This window comes from Neokomagataea anthophila, assembly GCF_018122595.1.
GTDB classification, from domain to species: domain Bacteria; phylum Pseudomonadota; class Alphaproteobacteria; order Acetobacterales; family Acetobacteraceae; genus Gluconobacter; species Gluconobacter anthophilus.
In genome coordinates this window covers 162589-182200 of record NZ_JAGRQH010000002.1, presented here as the reverse complement: position 1 = coordinate 182200, position 19612 = coordinate 162589, and the positions used below count along the sequence as shown (strand labels likewise).

Annotated in this window: 15 protein-coding genes; 5 read left to right on the top strand and 10 right to left on the bottom strand. The window is 56.2% G+C overall.

Going from position 1 to position 19612, the window contains the following annotated elements; all coding sequences use genetic code 11:
* The first annotated feature begins 114 nt into the window (after positions 1 to 114).
* Entirely contained in the window at positions 115 to 762 is a 648-nt protein-coding gene (locus KB213_RS03720) for a ribonuclease HII (RefSeq protein WP_211680713.1), read from the top strand.
* Positions 759 to 1856 carry a site-specific DNA-methyltransferase gene (locus KB213_RS03715; RefSeq protein WP_211680712.1) on the top strand — a complete coding sequence of 366 codons (1098 nt, stop codon included), beginning with the start codon at positions 759 to 761 and terminating at the stop codon, positions 1854 to 1856. The genes KB213_RS03720 and KB213_RS03715 overlap by 4 nt, the downstream gene beginning before the upstream one ends.
* Positions 1857 to 2164: 308 nt before the next feature.
* Here KB213_RS03715 and KB213_RS03710 read toward each other — a convergent pair whose 3' ends face one another.
* The 5 genes from KB213_RS03710 to KB213_RS03690 form a co-directional block, all read right to left on the bottom strand.
* Entirely contained in the window at positions 2165 to 2791 is a 627-nt protein-coding gene (locus KB213_RS03710; protein ID WP_211680925.1) for an ankyrin repeat domain-containing protein, read from the bottom strand.
* Positions 2792 to 2863: 72 nt separating this feature from the next.
* Positions 2864 to 4906, bottom strand: coding sequence for a VWA domain-containing protein (locus KB213_RS03705; protein ID WP_211680924.1), 2043 nt, complete (start codon positions 4904 to 4906; stop codon positions 2864 to 2866).
* 2 nt (positions 4907 to 4908) lie between these two features.
* Positions 4909 to 7674, bottom strand: coding sequence for a DUF4159 domain-containing protein (locus KB213_RS03700; protein ID WP_211680711.1), 2766 nt, complete (start codon positions 7672 to 7674; stop codon positions 4909 to 4911).
* A complete protein-coding gene (locus tag KB213_RS03695) occupies positions 7671 to 8648 on the bottom strand; it encodes a DUF58 domain-containing protein (RefSeq protein ID WP_346266661.1) in 978 nt (325 codons plus the stop codon). The genes KB213_RS03700 and KB213_RS03695 overlap by 4 nt, the downstream gene beginning before the upstream one ends.
* A 21-nt stretch (positions 8649 to 8669) precedes the next feature.
* The gene (locus KB213_RS03690) at positions 8670 to 9668 is read right to left on the bottom strand and encodes an AAA family ATPase (protein ID WP_249110205.1); all 999 of its coding nucleotides are present in this window, start codon (positions 9666 to 9668) and stop codon (positions 8670 to 8672) included.
* A gap of 193 nt (positions 9669 to 9861) precedes the next feature.
* On the opposite strand from KB213_RS03690, the gene KB213_RS03685 reads away from it, so the two are divergent.
* From KB213_RS03685 to KB213_RS03675, 3 genes are all read left to right on the top strand, one after another.
* Entirely contained in the window at positions 9862 to 10389 is a 528-nt protein-coding gene (locus tag KB213_RS03685; protein WP_211680922.1) for a DUF1285 domain-containing protein, read from the top strand.
* A gap of 61 nt (positions 10390 to 10450) precedes the next feature.
* Complete coding sequence (locus KB213_RS03680) at positions 10451 to 11728, top strand: CCA tRNA nucleotidyltransferase (protein ID WP_346266660.1); 1278 nt, start codon at positions 10451 to 10453, stop codon at positions 11726 to 11728.
* 42 nt (positions 11729 to 11770) lie between these two features.
* Positions 11771 to 13525, top strand: a complete 1755-nt coding sequence (locus KB213_RS03675) for an ABC transporter ATP-binding protein (RefSeq protein ID WP_211680709.1) — start codon at positions 11771 to 11773, stop codon at positions 13523 to 13525.
* On the opposite strand, the gene KB213_RS03670 is transcribed toward KB213_RS03675, so the two are convergent.
* The 5 genes from KB213_RS03670 to gpmI form a co-directional block, all read right to left on the bottom strand.
* A complete protein-coding gene (locus KB213_RS03670) occupies positions 13483 to 13995 on the bottom strand; it encodes an RNA pyrophosphohydrolase (RefSeq protein WP_211680708.1) in 513 nt (170 codons plus the stop codon). The genes KB213_RS03675 and KB213_RS03670 overlap by 43 nt on opposite strands.
* Positions 13996 to 14011: 16 nt before the next feature.
* Positions 14012 to 14929 carry a divergent polysaccharide deacetylase family protein gene (locus tag KB213_RS03665; RefSeq protein ID WP_211680707.1) on the bottom strand — a complete coding sequence of 306 codons (918 nt, stop codon included), beginning with the start codon at positions 14927 to 14929 and terminating at the stop codon, positions 14012 to 14014.
* An 80-nt stretch (positions 14930 to 15009) separates the two neighbouring features.
* Positions 15010 to 16464 carry a S41 family peptidase gene (locus tag KB213_RS03660; protein WP_211680706.1) on the bottom strand — a complete coding sequence of 485 codons (1455 nt, stop codon included), beginning with the start codon at positions 16462 to 16464 and terminating at the stop codon, positions 15010 to 15012.
* A 125-nt stretch (positions 16465 to 16589) separates the two neighbouring features.
* A complete protein-coding gene (locus KB213_RS13095) occupies positions 16590 to 17963 on the bottom strand; it encodes a murein hydrolase activator EnvC family protein (protein ID WP_211680705.1) in 1374 nt (457 codons plus the stop codon).
* Positions 17923 to 19470, bottom strand: a complete 1548-nt coding sequence (gene gpmI / locus KB213_RS03650) for a 2,3-bisphosphoglycerate-independent phosphoglycerate mutase (protein ID WP_211680704.1) — start codon at positions 19468 to 19470, stop codon at positions 17923 to 17925. The genes KB213_RS13095 and gpmI overlap by 41 nt, the downstream gene beginning before the upstream one ends.
* Positions 19471 to 19612 lie beyond the last annotated feature (142 nt).

The following is a 19612-nucleotide window of genomic DNA, read 5'->3' as shown; positions in this document are numbered from 1 at the left end:
CCCTTGACTCATTAAAAAATTACCGAAAACGAAAATTTCACTTCCCTTTCGATTCGGCATGATTCAAAACGATTCTCGATTCGCACGTATTTGATGAAGGGGCGGGAAGCGAGAATGCCGGATTATTTGCTAGAAGCAGCCCATGGAGGCGTCGTCGCGGGTGTTGACGAAGTCGGTCGTGGGCCTTTGGCGGGTCCGGTCGTTGCTGCCGCTGTTATTTTTCGGGGGACACCGCCCGAAGCGCTGTGTGAGCTTTTGGATGATTCCAAGAAGCTGACAGCGCGCCGTCGTGATGCTGCTTATGCTGCTCTGTGCCGTTCACCTGAGGTGACGTACGGGATTGGTGCAGCTTCTGTGACGGAAATCGAAAACATCAATATTTCTAAAGCGTGTCATTTGGCGATGCGGCGTGCGGTGGAGCGTTTAGGGCGCTTGCCGGACCTCGCATTGGTGGATGGTAAGCACGCGCCAGACATGCCTTGCCCTGTGAAAATGGTTGTAGGGGGGGATGGTATCAGCTTGTCGATTGCGGCTGCGTCTATCGTGGCGAAGGTCGTGCGGGATCGGCTGATGGTGCGTTTGGCGGATCGCTACAGCGTCTATGGCTGGGAGCGTAACGCAGGCTACGGCACTGTGGTCCACAAGGCGGGATTAAGAGATTACGGCGTAACACCGCATCATCGGCGGGGTTTCGCACCGATACGGGCCATGGTGGAGGCCTCACACATGATTTCAGGTAAAGCAGGGGAAGTCGCAGCATGAACAAAAGCCCAGAAGGACGTCCTGTGGATGAAATCATCCGTGGTGAGTGCGTTGAAACAATGCGCGGTTTGGCGGATGGCAGTGTTGACTGTGTTTTTGCTGACCCTCCGTATAATTTGCAATTGCGTGGTGAGTTGCGCCGTCCGGACGAAACTGTGGTGGATGGGGTTGATGATGCTTGGGACAAGTTCTCAGATTATGAAGCCTATGATCACTTTACGAGGGAATGGCTGAGTGAAGCACGCCGGGTTATGCATAAAGACGGCACGATCTGGGTGATTGGTTCGTACCATAACATTTTCCGTTTGGGCGCGATTTTGCAGGATCTGGGCTTCTGGATTTTGAACGATATTGTGTGGCGTAAGTCCAACCCGATGCCGAATTTCCGGGGCCGTCGTTTTACAAATGCACATGAGACGTTGATCTGGGCGGCGCGTAGTCCGCAGAGCCGCTATCGCTTTAATTATCAGGCGATGAAGGCGTTAAATGATGATTTGCAAATGCGCTCTGATTGGTATTTGCCAATTTGCACGGGTCATGAGCGCCTGAAGAATGAGCATGGTTTGAAGCTTCACCCGACGCAAAAGCCTGAGAGCTTGTTGCACCGTGTACTCGTGGCATCCACGAATTCGGGCGATACGGTTCTAGACCCGTTTTGTGGTAGTGGGACGACGCCTGCTGTAGCCAAGCGCCTTGGGCGTCGTTACATCGGCATTGAGCGTCATCCGGATTATGTAAAAGCCGCGCGTGAGCGTGCTGAGCGTGAAGTGCCGTTGGCGTCTGAGCATTTGGCGGTGACGCCTGCGAAGCGCGATATGCCACGCGTTCCATTTGGTAGCTTTGTAGAAACGGGTGTTTTGCCGGCTGGGACTGTGCTGCATGATCGTCAGCAGCGTTTAACGGCGACGGTTGCGCCTGATGGAACGCTTGTTTCGGGCAATCAGCGTGGTTCTATCCATAAGTTGGGGGCTGCCTTGACGGGTGCGCCGTCCTGCAATGGTTGGACGTTCTGGTACTTTGAGCGTGATGGCCAGTGGGAACAGTTGGATCTATTGCGCCAAGAAAGTGCGATGCTGCGCGCAGCGGCGGGGTAAATAATGTGCAGCCCGCTGTTATGCAGCGGGCGCCGCGCTACTCTGATGTATAGTGTCCCAAAGTTTTTGGGCTGCGCTGATCTGATGCCGTCCGGTTTAATGGTTTGCGGCTGAACTGAGAGAGCTTTCTTTTCAACGCAGTATAATTTTTCTCGATAGAGTAGCGATGCAAGAGCATCGCCTGCATATGCGCTTATGCTTTGTTGCGCTCTGGACGCTGTTCTTTATGAGAAGCGTTAAGCCGAGGCGACGCATCGCCTGTACTTTATAGCCACCTTTAAAGATCGCATAAGGTACAGGTTTATATTTTAGCGGTGGCCAAAGCCTAAGAAGCCGATGGATGTGTCAGGGGTGCCGCCACGCGTATCATAAGGTGATGCAGGTTGAGCTTTAGCCTTGGCGTTAGAACGGGTCATGGTGGCTGTGCCGCCAATCGTCATATGTGGCGTGCCAGAGCTATCATCAATGCCGCTATCGGATAGGTTTGTGGTGATGCGACCATCTGGATTGTAGGTCCGCATGGAGAGCAGCAGGAACATGATGTCGTTGCGGTTGAGATCAATCGCCATATCCAATGGTGTTTGATCAAGGACGTTATGCCCGCCCATATCGGCACCCCGGTTTAGCGCCTCTTTGGCGGCATTGAGGGAGCCACGATTGATGGCGTCAAACAATGCTGTTGTGGGGTTTACATCCGCGCGGGCATGGCCGGCATCGTCATCGGAGCCTTCGGCGCCGGGAAGGGCGGATGGTGGAGCCGCACGTTTGGCAGCCTTACGGGCTTCCGCCTTTTTGGCAGAATCTTCCGCTTCTTGCTGTGCCTCAGCCTCATCAGCGTCCTGCGCGTGGGCAGAATGCCACGGCACGAGAATGGCAGGTGTCGTGGCCAGGCAGGCGACGAACAGCAGACGGGAAAAACGGTTCAAAGCACGCATGGGGTGATTATAGGCTAGCTCACGGCTCTGTGCGAGTCTTCGTATGTATGAAAGCGTGTCTTTCATGCGTTCTTAACGTCCTTCACGCCACCAACCGATGCCAAGGCACAGCAGGAAGAGGGGCAGAATGGCCCAGCCGGGGAAAAGAGAGTGGTGTTGGGCTGTTTCGGTATTGGCTTCCATGCGCTGAGGGAGGCGAATACCGCTGGTCTCCGAATCGTAATTCCGTGTGGTGGTGAGGCTGAGTGTGGGGATGCCTTGCCCAACCCAGCGAAGCGCGCCGCCTGTTGAGCGGGTAAGGGGACCAATCTTTTCAGCTGTTGTGCGTAAATCTTGGAGTTCGAGGCTGTCATTTTGTGCAGGGCTTGCAAATGCGGTCAGGCCGTCTTGATGAATCGTCCAAATACCGCTGCCGGAAATGGGTAGATGGCCGTGCCAGATATGGTCTGTTTCGGTCAGGGGTAAGGGCAGTGTTTGCCCATCAGGGGTAGTGACCATGGCTTGTGAGGATACAGTGGCTTGGCCAATTGCGTGTCGCTCAATGAGGAGGTCATGATTTTCAATATGTGCGGTGAGGCGATTTTCTTCGAGTTCTGGCTCTTTCATAAGCCAGTGAGCTAAGCGGCGAAGCAGTTCTGCCTGTGGGCCACCGCCACCTTCATTGCGGGACCAGAGCCATAACTGGTCAGAAAGGAGAAGGGCTACGCGGCCTTGGTCAACATGATCGAGCAGTAAGAGGGGCGTGCCGTTTGGACCATTCATGAGGTCTTCGCCGTGTGTCTCGTCTGCGTGTAGGGCGCGATACCATGGGCCCCAATTGGGATTAAGCCCTTCCGTTACGGGATGGAGGTGGCCGAGGGGGGCTAAACTCGCTTTGAAGGAGCCGGTTAATAGGCCGTTATCAGGGACATGGGCTGGGAGGATTTGGGACAGCGGTGAATCTTGAAGTGTGCCCGTTTGTACAAATTCGGGCCCTGCGGTGACGAGGAGGCCCCCACCATGGCGCACATAATTGGCGATATTGGTGATGTAGCGCTCTGGCAGGATGTGCGTGTTGGAGAAGCTGTCCAGAATGATCAGGTCAAAGCTATTGATCTTGTTTTGGAACAATTCCTTGATGGGGAAAGGGATCAAAGCAAGATCGGAGAGTGGGGTGTTATCGTCACTCGTGGGAGAGCGCAGAATGGTGAAGTGGACGAGATCAACCGATGGGTCTGCTTTGAGTAGACGTCGCCAGACGCGTTCGCTTTGATTCGGTACGCCGGAGACGAGCAAAACGCGCAGGCGGTCCCGCACGCCACGAATACGCACGACATCACTATTATTGGCTGTTGAGGCTTCACCTTCGAGGGGCGGGGTAGAGAGGGCGATGAGTGTTTCGCCTGCCTGTTGGATTGGGAAGGTGATGTCCTGTGGTGTGCCGGTTTGAATGGTTTGGATTTTGGGAGGTGTGTCGCCCATGCGAATGGTGAGCGTGGTGCTGCTGTTGGATGTCGTGCCTAGGTCATCCACCTCGACGCGAATGGTGGCATTTTGTCCGGTGATCGCAAAGGGCGGTGCACTGAGGATACGCAGGCGACGGTCTGTTTCTTCGCCTTTACCTGTGAGGAGCAAGTGAAGTGGTAGAGTGTGGCCTGAGGATTCTTTGAAGCGGTCAGGCAGGGTTGTGGGAACGTCATGGTCCATACCGTCCGTGACCATGAGTGCACCGGCAAAATGGCCACTAGGAATATCGGCCTGTTGGAGCGCTTGAAAAAGGCGCGTGCCGTTATGACCATCTCCGCTGACATCAATGCGGTGCAGAGTCAGGTTCGGGAGTTTTGTGGCGTCGTTTTGGAGGTGTTGTGCGGTGCGTTCTGCAAGGGATGTCCGGTTGCCGACAGTCATGGACGGAGAGTGGTCCACGATAAGCAAGGCATCTTCTGCAGTAGGGTGTGGGACGAGGTGTTCGGTCTGGGGAGAGGCAATCCATAGTAGTAGAAGCAGAAAGCCGAGGCCGCGCCAGAAGATACCGCGTAATCGGCCGATGATGCCCCAAACGGTGATGCCGATAGCGCAGGCGGCGAGGGCAAGTAGGAGGCTAGTCGGCAGAAGGGGGGAGAAGCTGATGCTCATAATCATGGGGTATCATCTCCGTCTGTATCGTCTGACGGATTATTAGTGGACGTGTCACTTTGGCCGAGGCGGCGCAGCATCTCCGGGTAATGGGCCTGATCGCTTTTGTAATTCCCTGTAAGGGCATAGACGATCATGTTGAGACCGAAGCGATAAGCGATAGTGCGTTGGTCATCGCCGCCGGGAATGGTCGCGTAGGGGTGGTTTCCGGTGTTATCGATGGCCCATGCATAGGCCCAGCCTGCATTGCCGATGATGACGGGAGAGACGCCGTCATTCGCTTCATCTCCTGTTTGTGCAACGTAAACGGATTGCCCTGCAATGCGCCCCGGATAGCTGCCGTGCATGAGGTAGAAAGTGTGGCTCAGCACATGTTGGTCGTTCAGCTTGGCGAGGGGAGGCACCATAAGGCCATCAGTCGCTCGTTTGAGGGCATCACGGATGGCATTCTTGTGGCCGGGGTCAATGTCGGTGCCTGCACCGAGCTCATCAATGAGCAGGATGCCGCCATGTTCCATAAAGTTGTTGAGAGCTTTGGTGCGGGTGGGGTCTGCTTGAATATCGGTGGTGATAGGCCAGTATAGTAGAGGGTAGAATGCTAAATCATCACGGCCGGGTTGGACGCCGATAGGGCCGCCTAGCAAGGCAGAACTGCGGGTACTGGTGTAGTCCGATAAACCCTGAAGCCCCATACGGGAGACGTTATCAATGTCGGGGTTGCCGGTTTCGATATAGGCGAGGTGCGTTTCTAAGGCACCGGCAGGTGCGTTTGTCGCGGTTGTATCGTCATCTGCCTGCGCTAGCGGGTGTGATGCGGCACTGAGTGTGAAGGTCAGTGCTAAAAGGGTGGCACGGCGGCGGAGCAAGCCCCGGCGGTACAGTGAAAGCAGCATATCGATGATGAGCACACCAAGCCCAGCTATGAAGGCGAAGGGGGCAAGGGGGGTGTGCGTTTGTAAGCCATGAGGCGTGATCGGGGTGCCAAAGAGTGGCGCTGCGCTCAGAGTGGGAGCGTTATCTCCTAGATTGAGGGCATGGGTTCCATGGATGGGGCCATACAGTCCGGCTGGATGGTGGACTGTTACAGAGGTGGTGGAGAGGGTGGCTATCGTGAGGGGTTGTGCCGCTGGAGGTGGTGCTATGAGTGTACCAAATGCATCGAACGCCCGCCATAACGGCAAGGTACCAGTATCGGTCTGTGCAATGCCGGCAGAGCGGGCAATGAGGCGCTCAAGCATAGAAGGGAACAGCCCTGAAAGCGGAAGGTTGGACCAGTCTGGTGAGGCGGTGACGTGAAAGAGGATGATCTCTCCGTTGCCGTAATTTTGCTCGGTTACGAGAGGCGTTCCGTCTTTGAGGGCGGCCCAGACATGGCTGCTGAGATCTGGCGTTGGTTGGGCGAGGACTTGTTTGGTGATGGTGACGTCCGTTGGGATTGGTAGGCCATAAAAAGGAGAGTTGGGAGCAAATGCCGCGAGTGTTTGTGGTTTGCCCCAAGACATAGGGCCGCCGAGTTGGCGGAGGCCGTTCATGAGGGGTACGGCAATCAGGGGATCGATAGGCTGAGCGGTGTTTGGCTCAGTGTTTGGAGATGATGTTGAGGCCTGTGCGGCGAGGCCAGGTCCCGCGAAGCGAATGAGTGTGCCGCCCTGTTTGACCCACGCCAAGACGTGTTCACGCGTGCTGTCACCGCTCAAGGCGCCATCTGTGGCGATGAGGACTGAGAGTGGTGTTGTTGGGAGTGCCGTGCTCGGTACGCTGTGGCGCTCAGCAATGGTATCAAGAGCTTGGTTGAGGAAGAAGGCGGATCCAGTTAGGGGCGTGGCATCTCCCGGTGTGGGGAGTACGCCAACGGGGCGGCGGTGGCCAGTATCCCCCAGATGGTACTGACCGGCTAAGCCATCGTCACCATCAAGGGTAAAACGATCGAGTTGGTGGCGGAGTGCCGGGGCAAGTGACAAGGCTGTGCTTGTTTGGGAGGGGAGCATGAATTTGGCGAGTGTGCCACCTTGTTCGGTTAGGGCGTGGAGGGTGAAGATGCGCTGGGCACATGTGGCAGGTTGGAGAATAGACGCATGCTGTGTGTGGTCTGTTGTCCTCTGAACGGAGAGAAGAGCAATGTCACATAATGGCCAGCGGAGATCTGCCTGCGTGGCGTAGGGCGCGATGCTGCCGAGCAATGCGTGGTCTTGTGGTGTGGCGATCCCGTCTGAAATGAGTAACAGGCTCTCAGTGGGGTGAGGGTGTGCAGGCAGGCGCGTGATCAGCGCAGCGCGGTCAATAGGCCAAGGCTGCGGCTGAAGATGGTGGAGCATATCGCTCCATTCTTGTGGGCTGTCGGGGTGGAAGGGCTGCGGTAAAAAGCCATCTGCCGTAGGGGCGGAGCGTAGAAGTGTGACGCGGTGATGGTGCAGGAGTGCTGCATTCCCAGCGGCTTCGGCTGCGGTGATACGTGCGGCCCAATGTGGCGTAGAAGTCCAGCCGTCATCCAGAATAATGGTGAGGTCTTGCGCGTTTTGGAGAGGCGGGTGACCGGGCAGGATCGGGCGCGCTAATCCAAAAATAATGAGTGCTACGGCACAGAGGCGAAGTAGGAAAAGCCATAATGGGGAACGCGCTGCGTCCTGATGGTTGGGCGTTAAACGCTCTAAAATGATGAGTGATGGAAAGCGTTGTGTGCGTGGGGCGGGTGGGGTTGCGCGGATGAGCCACCACAGCGCGGGGAGAGCTACAAGGCCAAGTAAGAGAGCGGGAGCGAGGAAAATCATCGGGCGCCCTCAAGGGCTGAGTGGAGAGTAAGAAGCGCAGGTAGCGGGTTTTCATCTGTTGTGTGCAGGATGAAGGGGGCACGCAGTGCGGCGGCATGGTGCTGTAGGGTGGTGAGATGTGTGCTCATGGCCTGCTGATAGCGAGGGCCGAGGCTTTCAAACGCGGGTAGTGTGACGGAGCCACCTTCGAGGCCATCAAAGCGGATGCGCCCTTGTTCGTGGGGCTGCTGTTCAGCGGGGTCTAGAATACAGAGAAAAACGAGGCGCCCTGCGTAATGGGCATGTTCTTCGCACCACTGTTTGAGTTGTGCTTCGTCCCATAAGAAATCACTGATGACAAGGACGGCGGCACCGGGCGGGGCCGATGTGACATCAGGCAAAGCGTTGAGTGCTGGGGTGTTGATGAGAGTGGTTGCAAGCTGTGGCAGGGCTGTATGTCCTGATAAGCTGCGGCCTGACGCATTTCCGGTGAGGGGCGTAATGCGTTCCCCCCCTTTGAGGGCTGCGCCAGCAAGAGCAAGGGCGCAAAGATGGGCGCGCTCGGTCTTTGTGGGTAAATGTGGCTGCGAACGCCATGTCATAGACGCGGAAGGGTCACACCATAGGGCGAGGTGATGGGGGGTATCCTGTTCACGCTCACGGACCCAAAAAGTATTGTCCGTTGTGCTGCGGGCCGATTGCCGCCAGTCAATAGCGGATGCGGGTTCCCCTTGGTGGTAGGGACGGAACTGCCAGAAATTATCGCCCGCTCCGCTTCGCCTGCGGCCGTGCTGGCCAGCGTCTAAACTTTGGGCGAGGTTTAGCGCTGCCAGAAGCAAGGCTTCTAATGCTGTTTGTGCGCTGTCATCGGCGTGTGCGTGCTGGTCAGTCTGGGGCGTTGCGCGTGCTGTCTGAGCATGAGGCGCGCGCATGATGCGATTGAACTGTTGGCGCAGAGCGGACAGGCTAAAGCGGGAGGGGGGCGGTTGCGTCACGATATGATCTGGCGTTGCGTTTTAGAGAACCATTTCAACTTGGCGGCGGATGAGGGCGTTGATGTCTGTACCGCGTGCACGGGCACTGAAATCAAGGCCAATACGATGGGCTAAGATGGGCTCTGCCAAGGCTGCAACGTCATCAAGGCTGGGGGACAGGCGACCGGTCAGGAGGGCGCGTGCGCGGGTGGCAATCATAAGTGCTTGTGCTGCGCGTGGGCCGGGGCCGTATGCGATGGCGTTGCGGATATCTGCGCTGGCCGCGGCGTCTTCTGGGCGAAGGCTGCGTGTTAAGGCGAGAATAGCGTCCACAATGCGTTCACCGATGGGGAGTTGGCGGACCAGCTCTTGGGCTGCGATGAGGTCATCTTGTGAGAGAAGTGGTTGTGCTTCTTTTGGTGTACTGCCCGTTGTTTGCAGCAGCATTTGGCGCTCAGCCTCGCGCGGGGGATAGTCCAGTGTGATGCGGAGCATAAAGCGGTCAAGTTGCGCTTCGGGCAGAGGGTATGTGCCTTCTTGCTCAATAGGGTTTTGTGTGGCGAGGACGTGGAACGGCTTAGGGAGCGGGTAATCTTTGCCTGCTTGTGTGACGCGGTGTTCTGCCATGGCTTGCAGCAGGGCGGATTGGGTACGGGGGCTGGCGCGGTTGATCTCATCCGCGAGGACTAATTGCCCGAAGATGGGGCCGGGGAGGAAGCGGAAGTTACGCCGTCCCTCTGCATCCTGCTCCAAAACCTCTGCCCCGGTAATGTCAGAAGGCATGAGATCGGGAGTGAATTGGATGCGGCTGGCGTCCAAGCTCAGGACGCGTGAGGTCGTATTGACCAAAAGGGTCTTGCCGAGGCCGGGCGCACCCATCAAAAGGGCGTGACCACCGGAGAGGATCGTGATGAGCACCTGCTCAATGACCGCCTCTTGACCGAGGACAATGTCACCAATCGCTGCTTGTGTTGCAGCAAGGCGTGGTGCCAATGCTTCAGCGTATTGGGAGATGTGGGCGGTATCTGGCGTAGTAGCCATGTGAGAAGAGACGTTCATTGCAGAGGGGACATCGTTCTGTTCGCGCATCTCGCTAGTGTGACAGGTGTGGGGGTTTCATCAAGGCTCGATTGTACCCAAGTTGTGGTTGGAGAGAATTTTTTAAGGATGATCGGAGGAAAAATTGAACGGAAACGGCAGTTTTGAGCATCCGGTTGCTGCTGAGTTGGGGTGTATGACGTCAGAAAATGCTCCGCAGGGAGCGCATGTGCGGCGTTTACCGTTTTTGATCCGTCGGGATGGGGCGTGGCTGTATCGTGGTTCCCCCGTGACGCGTAAGGCGATGGTGTGTTTGTTCGCCTCAATGTTGATACGGGATGCTGAGGGCCAGTACATGCTGCGCAATCCGATGGAAGAGGGGGTGATTGAGGTGGAAGACGCTCCCTTCATCATTACGCAGCTTGATTTCAAAGGGTGTTGTGGGCGGCAACAGACGTTGTGTATGCGCACGAATATGGATGAAGTAATTTGTATTGGGCCAGAACACCCCATTACGTGCGATTGGGACCGGCCTACGGCGGAATGTGCGGCTGTGCCTTATGTCCATGTGCGTGATGGTGAAGGCGCGTATCCTTTGCAGGCGCGGATTAGCAGGTCTGTCTATTTTGAGTTGGCTGCTTTGGCAGTGCCGGGGCATGTGAATGGGCAGCCATGTCTTGGTGTTTGGAGCCGGGATCAATTTTTCCCATTATCGCGTTCCTGACCGGAACGTATAGAAGCGTGTGGATGAAGCACGTGAGTACAACACAGCGAGGTGGTGCGTGGTGACAACAAAGCGGGAAGCGGCGGGGTTATTATCGGCATTACCGCAGGATACGGGCCGGGATGGCTTGGCGCGGATTTGGTCAGTTCTGCCAGAGGCGCGTTTGGTTGGTGGGTGCGTCAGAGACTTATTGTGCGGGCGGGCGCTGCATGATTTTGACCTTGCTGCACCAGAAGTTCCTGATGTTGTCCTGCGGATTTTGAAGCAAGCAGGTATCCGTGCCGTGCCGACGGGATTGGAGCATGGAACCGTAACGGCAGTTGTGAACCGTGTGCCGTATGAAATCACGACGTTGCGGCGCGATGCGCAAACGGATGGGCGGCATGCTGTTGTCGAATGGACGTCTGATTGGGCGGAGGATGCCGCGCGGCGTGACTTTACGATCAATGCGATGTCGCTCGACCAGCATGATTGTTTGCATGATTATTTTGGCGGACAGGAAGATCTAACCGCTGGGCGTGTGCGGTTTGTCGGTAATGCGGGGCAGCGTATTGAAGAGGATGCTTTGCGCGCCCTGCGGTTCTTTCGTTTTGAAGCCCGATATGGTGCGGGGCTGCCCGATCATGCGGCTCTGACGGCTATTACGGAACGGGCTTCTTTGGTCGCGTCTTTATCCGTTGAGCGTGTTGCGTCTGAACTGCTGCGTATTCTGGCAGGGCCGGATGTGGTGCGGATTATTCGTCTGATGCATGAGGCCGGGGTATGGGCGCAATGTGGCCCGGTGGAGGATGCCGGCTTTGACGTGTTGACGGGCGTTGGTGCGACGGAAGCGGGGCTGCGTTGTGGGCTACCCGCGGGGGTTACCTTTTTAGAGGCTTTGTTGAGGAGTGGTGCGCCAGCACAGGCGTTGTTGCGCTTGCGTGCTTTATGCGGGGAGTGGAGCGAAGTCTTGGCCCGACACCTCAAGCTCTCCAATGCGGAGAAACAGCACCTCAAGCTCTTGGGCGAATCGTCACCTGATCTGCTGCCAACAATGGATGATGATGCTGTGCGTCGTGCGCGTTTTGTCCAAGATATGACGGTTTTGCTGGAGCGGAGTTGGCTGCTGCAAGCGCAGTGTCTGGGCTCAGTTTCGGCGGAGTGGGATGGGTTACGGAAGCGTTTGGCGGATATGCCTCAACCGGTTTTCCCACTTTCTGGGCGGGATGCGCGTGAGGCTGGGATTGAACCGGGGCCGAGTATGGGGGTGTGGCTACGTACTGGTCAGGCGTGGTGGCTGGAGCAGGGATGTCGTCCGGATCGGGATGCGTGTTTGGTTTATTTGCGCGCGAAGGCGTGAAGCGATTTCACCCTTTGGCCAAGGCCTGCTAAATAGGCGCTTATGAATGCAAAATCAGCGCTTGATACGAATAGTCAGCTTTTAATTCGCCGCATTTGGCGGGATGAAATGCGGCACCATAAACGGCAGATCTGTGCGGTTTTGGTGTTGACGGTTTTGATGGCAGGGCTGACGGCCTTGTATCCGGTGGTCATTAAGCGTGCGGTGGATATGTTCGCGGCACATGACCCGCGCATCTTGTACCAAGTTCCCGCGCTGGTGGTGTTGGTCACAGGTCTGAAAGCGGCCTCCCAGTACGGGCAGACGGTGGCGGTACAGAGTTTAATTTTGACCGTTATTCGTGGCCTTCAGGCGCGGATGTTCGCGCATACTTTGCAGACGGATATTGCACGTATTGAACGTGATGCTCCCGCACAATGGGCAACACGTTTTACGACGGATGCAATTTCTATTCGTGAAGCGATGGTGCGTGCCGTGAATGCGCTGGGTGATGGTGTGACCGTTGTGGGTTTGGTCGCGGCGATGATCTGGGCAGACTGGGAATTAAGCCTGATTGCGTTGGTTTTGTACCCGATTGCTGTGGTGCCGATTCAGAAGCTAGGTAAGCGCATCCGTCGGGCATCGGGCGGGATGCAAGAGCAAATCGGCGCGACGTCTGCATTGCTGAATGAAAGCTTTGCCTTGGCGCGTCAGGTGCGGATTTACCGCATGGAAGAGCGTGAACAAGCGCGAGTGGATCAGTCTCTCTCCTTGTTACATATGGCGTTTTTGCAGATTGCCAAGGGCCGTGCGCGTGTTGATCCAGTGTTGGAAGTTTTAGGCGGTACGGCAGTTGCTGTGGTGCTTGGTTTTGCTGGGTGGCGCGCTGCGATGGGCGGAGCCACGCTGGGTGATTTTACAGCGTTTATTACGGCACTATTGACGGCGGCGCGGCCTATTCGTGCTTTAGGGTCGCTCAATACGGCCTTGCAGGAAGGACTTGCAGGGTTGGCGCGGACATTCGCTGTCATTGATGAACCGCCAGCGGTGTCAGAGCGCGTGAATGCGCTGTCTGTCCCATCGGGGCATGGCCGTTTGGCGTTCGAAAACGTGGCGTATCGTTATGACGATGGGCGTGAGGGATTGCGCGGTGTGTCCTTCACGGTGGAGCCGGGTGAGACGGTGGCGCTGGTTGGGCCGAGTGGGGCTGGTAAGTCCACGGCCTTGTCATTGATCCCGCGTTTGCATGATGTGAGTGCGGGAAAAATTGCCCTTGAAGGGGTTGATTTGCGGGATTTGAGCCTTGCCTCTTTGCGTGATTCTATCGCGTTTGTGAGCCAAGATACCACGCTCTTTGATCTCTCGTTGCGTGAGAATATTTGGGTTGGTCGGCCGACGGCCAGTTCTGATGAGGTTGAGCGCGCTTGCCAAATGGCCGCGATTGATTTTGCAGATGCCTTGCCTGAGGGATTGGACACTCGCGTTGGGCCAGGAGGGCAGCGTTTATCCGGTGGGCAGAGGCAGCGTGTTGCTCTTGCGCGGGCGTTGCTGCGTGATCCGCGGGTGCTTCTATTAGATGAAGCGACGAGCGCTTTGGATTCCGATAGTGAAGCGCGTGTTCAAGAGGCGCTGGCAACGTTGCGCAAAGGACGGACGACGCTGATCGTCGCGCATCGCCTCTCTACAGTGCAATCTGCGGATAAGATTATTGTGTTGGATAAAGGTATGGCGGTGGAGTGTGGAAGTCACGCCGAACTGATCCGGCGTGATGGGCTTTATGCGCGGCTGGTGCGGAGCCAGCTGCTGGAGGCAGCTTGAAAAAGTGCTTCCAACTCGGGGAGTAATGCAGCGTAGAGCTCTGCTTTGAAGCCGAGATTACGCTGTAAAAGCTCCTGTGGGGGGAGCCATTCCCATGCGCTGAACTCGGCGGGTTCGTGGAGGTCGAGTTTGATGTCTGTGTCATCGCCCTCAAAGCCAAAAACAAACCATTTTTGCGTTTGCCCGCGATAGCGCCCTTTAAAGGCTTTACCGAGCAATTCTCGTGGAAGATCATAGCTAATCCAGTCTGCTCGTTCAGCCAGAAGAGTGGCTTTGCTGCAGCCGGTTTCCTCCCATAATTCGCGCAAGGCAGCCGTTTGGGGATCTTCGTTTTCATCAATGCCGCCTTGTGGGCACTGCCAAACGCTACCGGGTAGATCGCTGCGTTGTGCCACGAAAAGTTCGCCCTTACGATTGAAGAGCGCGATGCCGACATTGCGGCGGTATGGTAGGTCTGCGTAATCAACCATGAGTGTCTCGCTGGATTTAATGTGTGGACAGAGGTGGTGGGGTATCGGCCAAAGCTGACAGTGGCATGAGATAGAAATGTTGTGCGGTGGCGCTGTGCAGCCATGCGATAAGGCTATGGAGCGCGGCAGGGGTGATGGGGGTGATCACGAGTATGATCGCACCATGGAGGGGCGTTGAGGGTATGAGCGTCTTAAGAGATTGCGTGAAGTCTTCTGGTGCTGTGTCACCATTGATGCATTGTGTGGCGGTGATGCCGCGCGTGGGACGATCAGATGTTGCTTGCTCATTCAGGTAGAGCAGGCCGTGCCGTGTTATGGTTTGCGCGATATCATGAAATTCTTGCGATTGTAGGTAGCTATTATCAGTTTGATTACAGCCGGAGCCTGTAATGTCCGTCATCCCTGTAATGCCTTGGCTGCGTGAGAGCCACCAACTCAGTTTTTGTTGCTCATGAGCTGGGCTTTCGCCTGTGCCAAGTGTGCGTGAGCCAGTATCGGTATGGTCCGGGTCGCTGCTTCTCATTGGGAGCGACATATAGACTTCATGCTGCGCAGCACGGGCTGGCGCAATGGCTTTGGAGAGCGGCTCTAGATAAGGAGAGATGCCTAATCCCACTTCTGAAGGAAGGGTCTGGAGAGCTTCTTGGCTGAGTTGAGCACCATAGCCGTAGCCTGCCAAGAAAATAGCGAGAGGAATGCGCTGTTCGAGCTTGGCTTTCTCTAGGAGCGATGGTGTTGGGGCTTGTGGGAGAGCAGTGGGGTGTTCTGGCTCATGCGTGTGAACGGAGGAAGGTGCGGTGCCGGTGCTGCTGGGGTGATGATACACGGGCGCGCGTGCCACTGGTGGTGTGGTGGGCATGTAATGAATAGTAAGTGCCAGTGCACCACTGATAAGCGTGACGCCCCCCCAGAACAGTACGAGCATCTTACCCATGAGGGGAAGGCGTCCCCAGAGGGACGCCTTCTTATGGACAGGGTGCTGATTTTCGAGCGGCTGCATCACGCTAATGGTGTTTAGTGTGTGCCGCTGGGTTTATGAGCGGGAGTGTCGTGTTTATCCGGTGCTGTAGCTGTGGTCAGTTCTGTGGGAACTGGGACGCCGGCAAGAGCACTCAGTACTTTAAGGCCCTGCTGTAGTTGGAAATCTGTTGCAGGTTTTGCAGGGTCAAAAGCAGGCCAGTTTGCGGGTGGAGCCTTTGGGATCGATTTGGCAATTGGGGGCAGATCCGTACGTGGCTGGGCCACTGTGCGATTGCCGCCAATATTGGTGAGGATATGGGAGAGGTCCGCCTCACGGTATTCAAAACTGTCGTCATCATGCGTTTCCGCTACGGGGATATCAGGCGTAATGCCTAAGCCCTGAATGGAGCGGCCTGATGGTGTGTAATAGCGTGCGGTTGTGAGACGAATGGCGCCTTGATCACCAACAGGAATCAAGGTTTGTACGGAGCCTTTACCAAAGGTTTTTTCGCCCAGAATAATCGCGCGGTGGTGGTCTTTGAGGGCCCCGGATACGATTTCACTGGCGGAGGCGGAACCACCATTGGTCAGGACCACGATGGGCAGGCCGTCGGTAATATCGGTACCGCGTGCATCCCAGCGCTGGTTATTTTCAGGGTGACGTCCGCGGATAGAGACGATTTCACCATCTTTGATGAAGTCATTAGATACGGCGATTGCTTGATCCAGCTTGCCGCCGGGGTTGGAGCGCAGGTCAAGAATTAAACCTGTGAGTTTGCCACCGGGTGCGCGTGTTTTCGCTTCTGCTTGCAACTTGCGATACGCAGTGTGCATGGCATTTTCGAGGTCATCATCAAATTCGGTCAGGCGGATATAGGCCGTGCTGCCATACAGGGCGGAACGGACAATCTGAACGTGGATGATCTCACGCTTTAGGTCAAAATTAAGTGTTTTGCCGGTTTTAGGGCGTACGATGGTGAGGCTGATGGGCGTGCCAGCATCACCGCGCATTTTACGAACAGCCTGGTCCAGTGTCAGGCCATCAATGCTTTTATGGTCCACCATGGTGATGAAATCACCTGGTTGGATACCGGCTTTGGCAGCGGGTGTATCATCGATGGGTGAGACCACGCGGACATGGCCGGATTCATCTTGAACTTGTAGGCCAAGACCACCGAATTTTCCGGAGATCTCGGTCTGCATGTCTTTGAATTGATCCGCTGTCATATAAGACGAGTGTGGGTCGAGATTGCCCACCATACCGTCCAGCGCGTTATTGATCAGGTCTTTGTCAGAGACTGGGTGCACGTATTCGGATTTAACGACGTCCATGACCGTGCCGAATAGTGTAAGCAGGCGAACGGTTTCGGCGCTGTTATCGTGTGATGTGTCACGCGCTAATGCGGATGAAACGTTGGTGACGTGGCCTAATGTGTGCAGGGCGGTTGGGCCGAGAACGGCGCCGGCGAGGAACGCGGTGCCCAGCAGCATGCCTTTTCGGAACGTCATGTCATCTCCAGTCTTGGGCCTTGCGTTTCTTCCGCGTGCATCCGGCGGAAGTATAACCCGGGAAAGCTTGTTGAAGTGTTAAGGGACTGTATCGTGTCTGGCGCAATCCGCAAACCGGAGAGATGTTATAGGAAGGGTAAGGGGCTAATTGTACGTGTGTCTCGGTGTAGCTGTACGAAGAGATGCGGTGCTTCAGACGGCATTTGCCCCAGTATGGCGGCTTGTTTGACGGAACTGCCCGGGGTGACGCTGATGGAACCAAGGCCCGCTAGGACAAACCGATAATCGCTTCCGCAATGTAGAATGAGCATTTGGCCAAAGGAGCGGAATGGCCCTGCAAACTCGATTTGCCCAGAGCACGGGGCATGAACGGCTGCAAGCGGTGCGGGGGCATAGGTTACACCTGTTGCTGGTCCCGCTTCTGTTTCTTGGCCCCAAGAGGTGATGATGGGGCCGGTAACCGGAGCATGTCCGCCACCTGTATGTGGCGCTTCGCCGGGGGAGAGGGTTTTGACGCGCGCTCGTGCGGCACGGGCCTGTGCAAGCTGATGGGCACGGGCTAAGCGGCGCGCCTCAGCTTCTAAGGCAGCGCGTGCGTGGGCTTCTTGCATGGCTAACGCGGCAACAGCGTTGCTGAGGGCGGCTGCGTTTTGTTGGGCCTCGTGTAGGCTGCGTTGTGCGTCAGCCGCAGATTGTTGGGAATGGGCTGATTGTATAACGGCCCGCCGTGAGCGTGTGGCGGCGAGTGTTGCTTGTCGGGTTTGGGAGCGGCGGAGTGTATCGAGTTCGGCTTCGCGGTCTGTCAATGTTTGGGACAATGTCCCGAGCTGTGTTTGTTGTGCGCGCAGCGTATCGGCCCGATTATGAGTGAGGCGTGTCATCCCGTCTAAAATGGCTAGGGTTGTGGCTGCACGGGGAGCGGATTGTGGCGCGGTGAACAGCGCAGCATTAGGGCTTTGGGAAACGTGCAATAACACGGGTAGAAAAGTAGCAAGGGCACGGTTTTGCGTGGAAATGGCCTGCCGCAAATGGGTGCGTTGGGCCTGTAGGGAAGTGATTTCGCCTTCAAGGTTTTGGATGCGGCGTTGCGTGCTATTGAGTGCAGCTTGTTTGGTTCGGCTTTGTTGCGCATAGGTTTTAGCGCGTGTTTGGTCCTGTACTGCTACGTTCTGCGCTGCACGTGCTGCTTGTTGTTGTGCTGCAATTGCTTCGGATGCGGCTTTTTCCTTCGCTTCCAAAGCCTTGCGTGCGGCAATGGCTTGAGCGAGGGCACGTTGTCCAGCGGTGGGAGGAGCTGCAGGAGTTTTGTGGTGCGGCGCTTTATGATGATGAGCGTCAGCATACGTTTTACTGGAAGAGAGAGCCCCTCCCAGTAAAAGCGTGCCAATCAGCAAGCCATGATTGAGGCCGCGCCGAAAAGGGGAGGCCCTTAATGGCGCGGCTTGATAATGGGCAGCGTTAGACGGTTTCAAGGTGATCGGAGGTAATGAGAGATTCACCAGTCATAGCCTCAGGCTGTGGAATGTTGAGAAGAGCCAGAAGCGTCGGTGCTAGATCAGCCAAGCGCCCATCATGGATGGTATGGCCGTGGGCATGGGCCAAGATCACCGGTACGATGTTGAGCGTATGGGCTGTATGTGGCCCGCCGGTTTCTGGGTCACGCATGGTTTCACAATTGCCATGGTCTGCTGTGACAAGGAGACTGCCACCAGCGCGCTGAATAGCAGCGTCAATCTTGCCGAGGCCCGTATCAACGGTTTCACATGCTTTGATGGCGGCAGGGAGTGAGCCTGTGTGCCCGACCATGTCTGGGTTTGCAAAATTGAGCACCAGAAGGTCAAACTTGCCGGAATCAATGGCCGCGACAACTTTTTCTGTCAGCTCGGGGGCGGACATTTCTGGCTGCAAGTCATAAGTGGCCACTTTAGGGGAAGGCACGAGGATGCGCTCCTCTCCTTCAAACTGCACTTCGCGGCCACCGTTTAGGAAGTATGTGACGTGCGGGAATTTCTCAGTTTCTGCAGCGCGGAGTTGTGTTTTTCCTGCTTTGGAGACCACTTCGCCCAGAAGATCATGCAGCGGTATTTTGGGGAATAGTACGTTGGTGTAAGGGGCGAGCGCATCTGAGTAGCGGGACATGGTTGCTACGGATGCGAATTTGACCACACGTCCACGGTCGTAACCGTCAAATTGGGGCTGTAGGAGTACATCAAGCAACTGACGGATGCGGTCTGCGCGGTAATTGCAGGACAGAATGCCGTCTCCGTCTTTCATGCCCTGATAATCGCCTAGAACATGTGGGAGCACGAATTCATCGGTCTTGTCTTCAGCATAGCTGGCTTCCAGAACGCTGAGAGCATCCTTGCCTTTTGGACCTTCGCCGTCACGCATGGCAGAGATGGCGAGGCCAACGCGTTCCCAGCGGTTATCGCGGTCCAAAGCGTAGTAGCGGCCGCTGATGGTGGCGACTGTGACGCTTTTGGGAAGGGCTTCTAAAATCTCGGTGATGTATTCTTTGCCTGATTGTGGGGCTGTATCGCGGCCATCACTGAACAGATGAACAGCAACGGGGATGCCAGCCTCGCTCACAATTTTGGCAAGGGCGATGAGATGCGCTTGATGGGCATGAACGCCGCCCGGAGAGGCTAGCCCCATGAGGTGGCATGTACCGCCAGATTGTTTGAGCGCATCAATGAAGGTGAGAAGCGTCTCATTTTTAGCAAGAGATCCATCGCGGACAGCCCGGCTAATGCGGGGTAGATCTTGCATGACCACGCGGCCCGCGCCGATGTTGAGATGGCCAACTTCAGAATTGCCCATTTGACCTTCTGGAAGGCCGACATCTTCGCCGCAGGCTTTGAGGAAAGCATGAGGGTTTTCAGCCCATAGGCGGTCAAAAGTAGGCGTCTTAGCCAGACGGACGGCATTGTCGGCGTTATCTTCACGCCAGCCAAAGCCATCAAGAATGACGAGCATAGCTGGACGACGGGGTGTAGATGCGGACATGGCAAATCTCCGATTTGCGCGGCGTCTGGGTAAGGCACCGTGACTTTTCTGTTGCGCGCGCATAATGCCACTTTTTTGCATAAATGCGAACGGGGGAATGTGCCCCTCTGATAGGATATGGGGGTGAAACCCTATATGATGT

Coding starts and splice junctions, on each gene's coding strand:
- KB213_RS03700 (WP_211680711.1), bottom strand. CDS start 7,674: ATGATTTTCCTCGCTCCCGCTCTCTTACTTGGCCTTGTAGCTCTCCCC.
- KB213_RS03720 (WP_211680713.1), top strand. CDS start 115: ATGCCGGATTATTTGCTAGAAGCAGCCCATGGAGGCGTCGTCGCGGGT.
- KB213_RS03675 (WP_211680709.1), top strand. CDS start 11,771: ATGAATGCAAAATCAGCGCTTGATACGAATAGTCAGCTTTTAATTCGC.
- KB213_RS03710 (WP_211680925.1), bottom strand. CDS start 2,791: ATGCGTGCTTTGAACCGTTTTTCCCGTCTGCTGTTCGTCGCCTGCCTG.
- KB213_RS03690 (WP_249110205.1), bottom strand. CDS start 9,668: ATGGCTACTACGCCAGATACCGCCCACATCTCCCAATACGCTGAAGCA.
- KB213_RS03715 (WP_211680712.1), top strand. CDS start 759: ATGAACAAAAGCCCAGAAGGACGTCCTGTGGATGAAATCATCCGTGGT.
- KB213_RS03685 (WP_211680922.1), top strand. CDS start 9,862: ATGACGTCAGAAAATGCTCCGCAGGGAGCGCATGTGCGGCGTTTACCG.
- KB213_RS03705 (WP_211680924.1), bottom strand. CDS start 4,906: ATGAGCATCAGCTTCTCCCCCCTTCTGCCGACTAGCCTCCTACTTGCC.
- KB213_RS03670 (WP_211680708.1), bottom strand. CDS start 13,995: ATGGTTGATTACGCAGACCTACCATACCGCCGCAATGTCGGCATCGCG.
- KB213_RS03665 (WP_211680707.1), bottom strand. CDS start 14,929: ATGGGTAAGATGCTCGTACTGTTCTGGGGGGGCGTCACGCTTATCAGT.
- gpmI (WP_211680704.1), bottom strand. CDS start 19,470: ATGTCCGCATCTACACCCCGTCGTCCAGCTATGCTCGTCATTCTTGAT.
- KB213_RS03660 (WP_211680706.1), bottom strand. CDS start 16,464: ATGACGTTCCGAAAAGGCATGCTGCTGGGCACCGCGTTCCTCGCCGGC.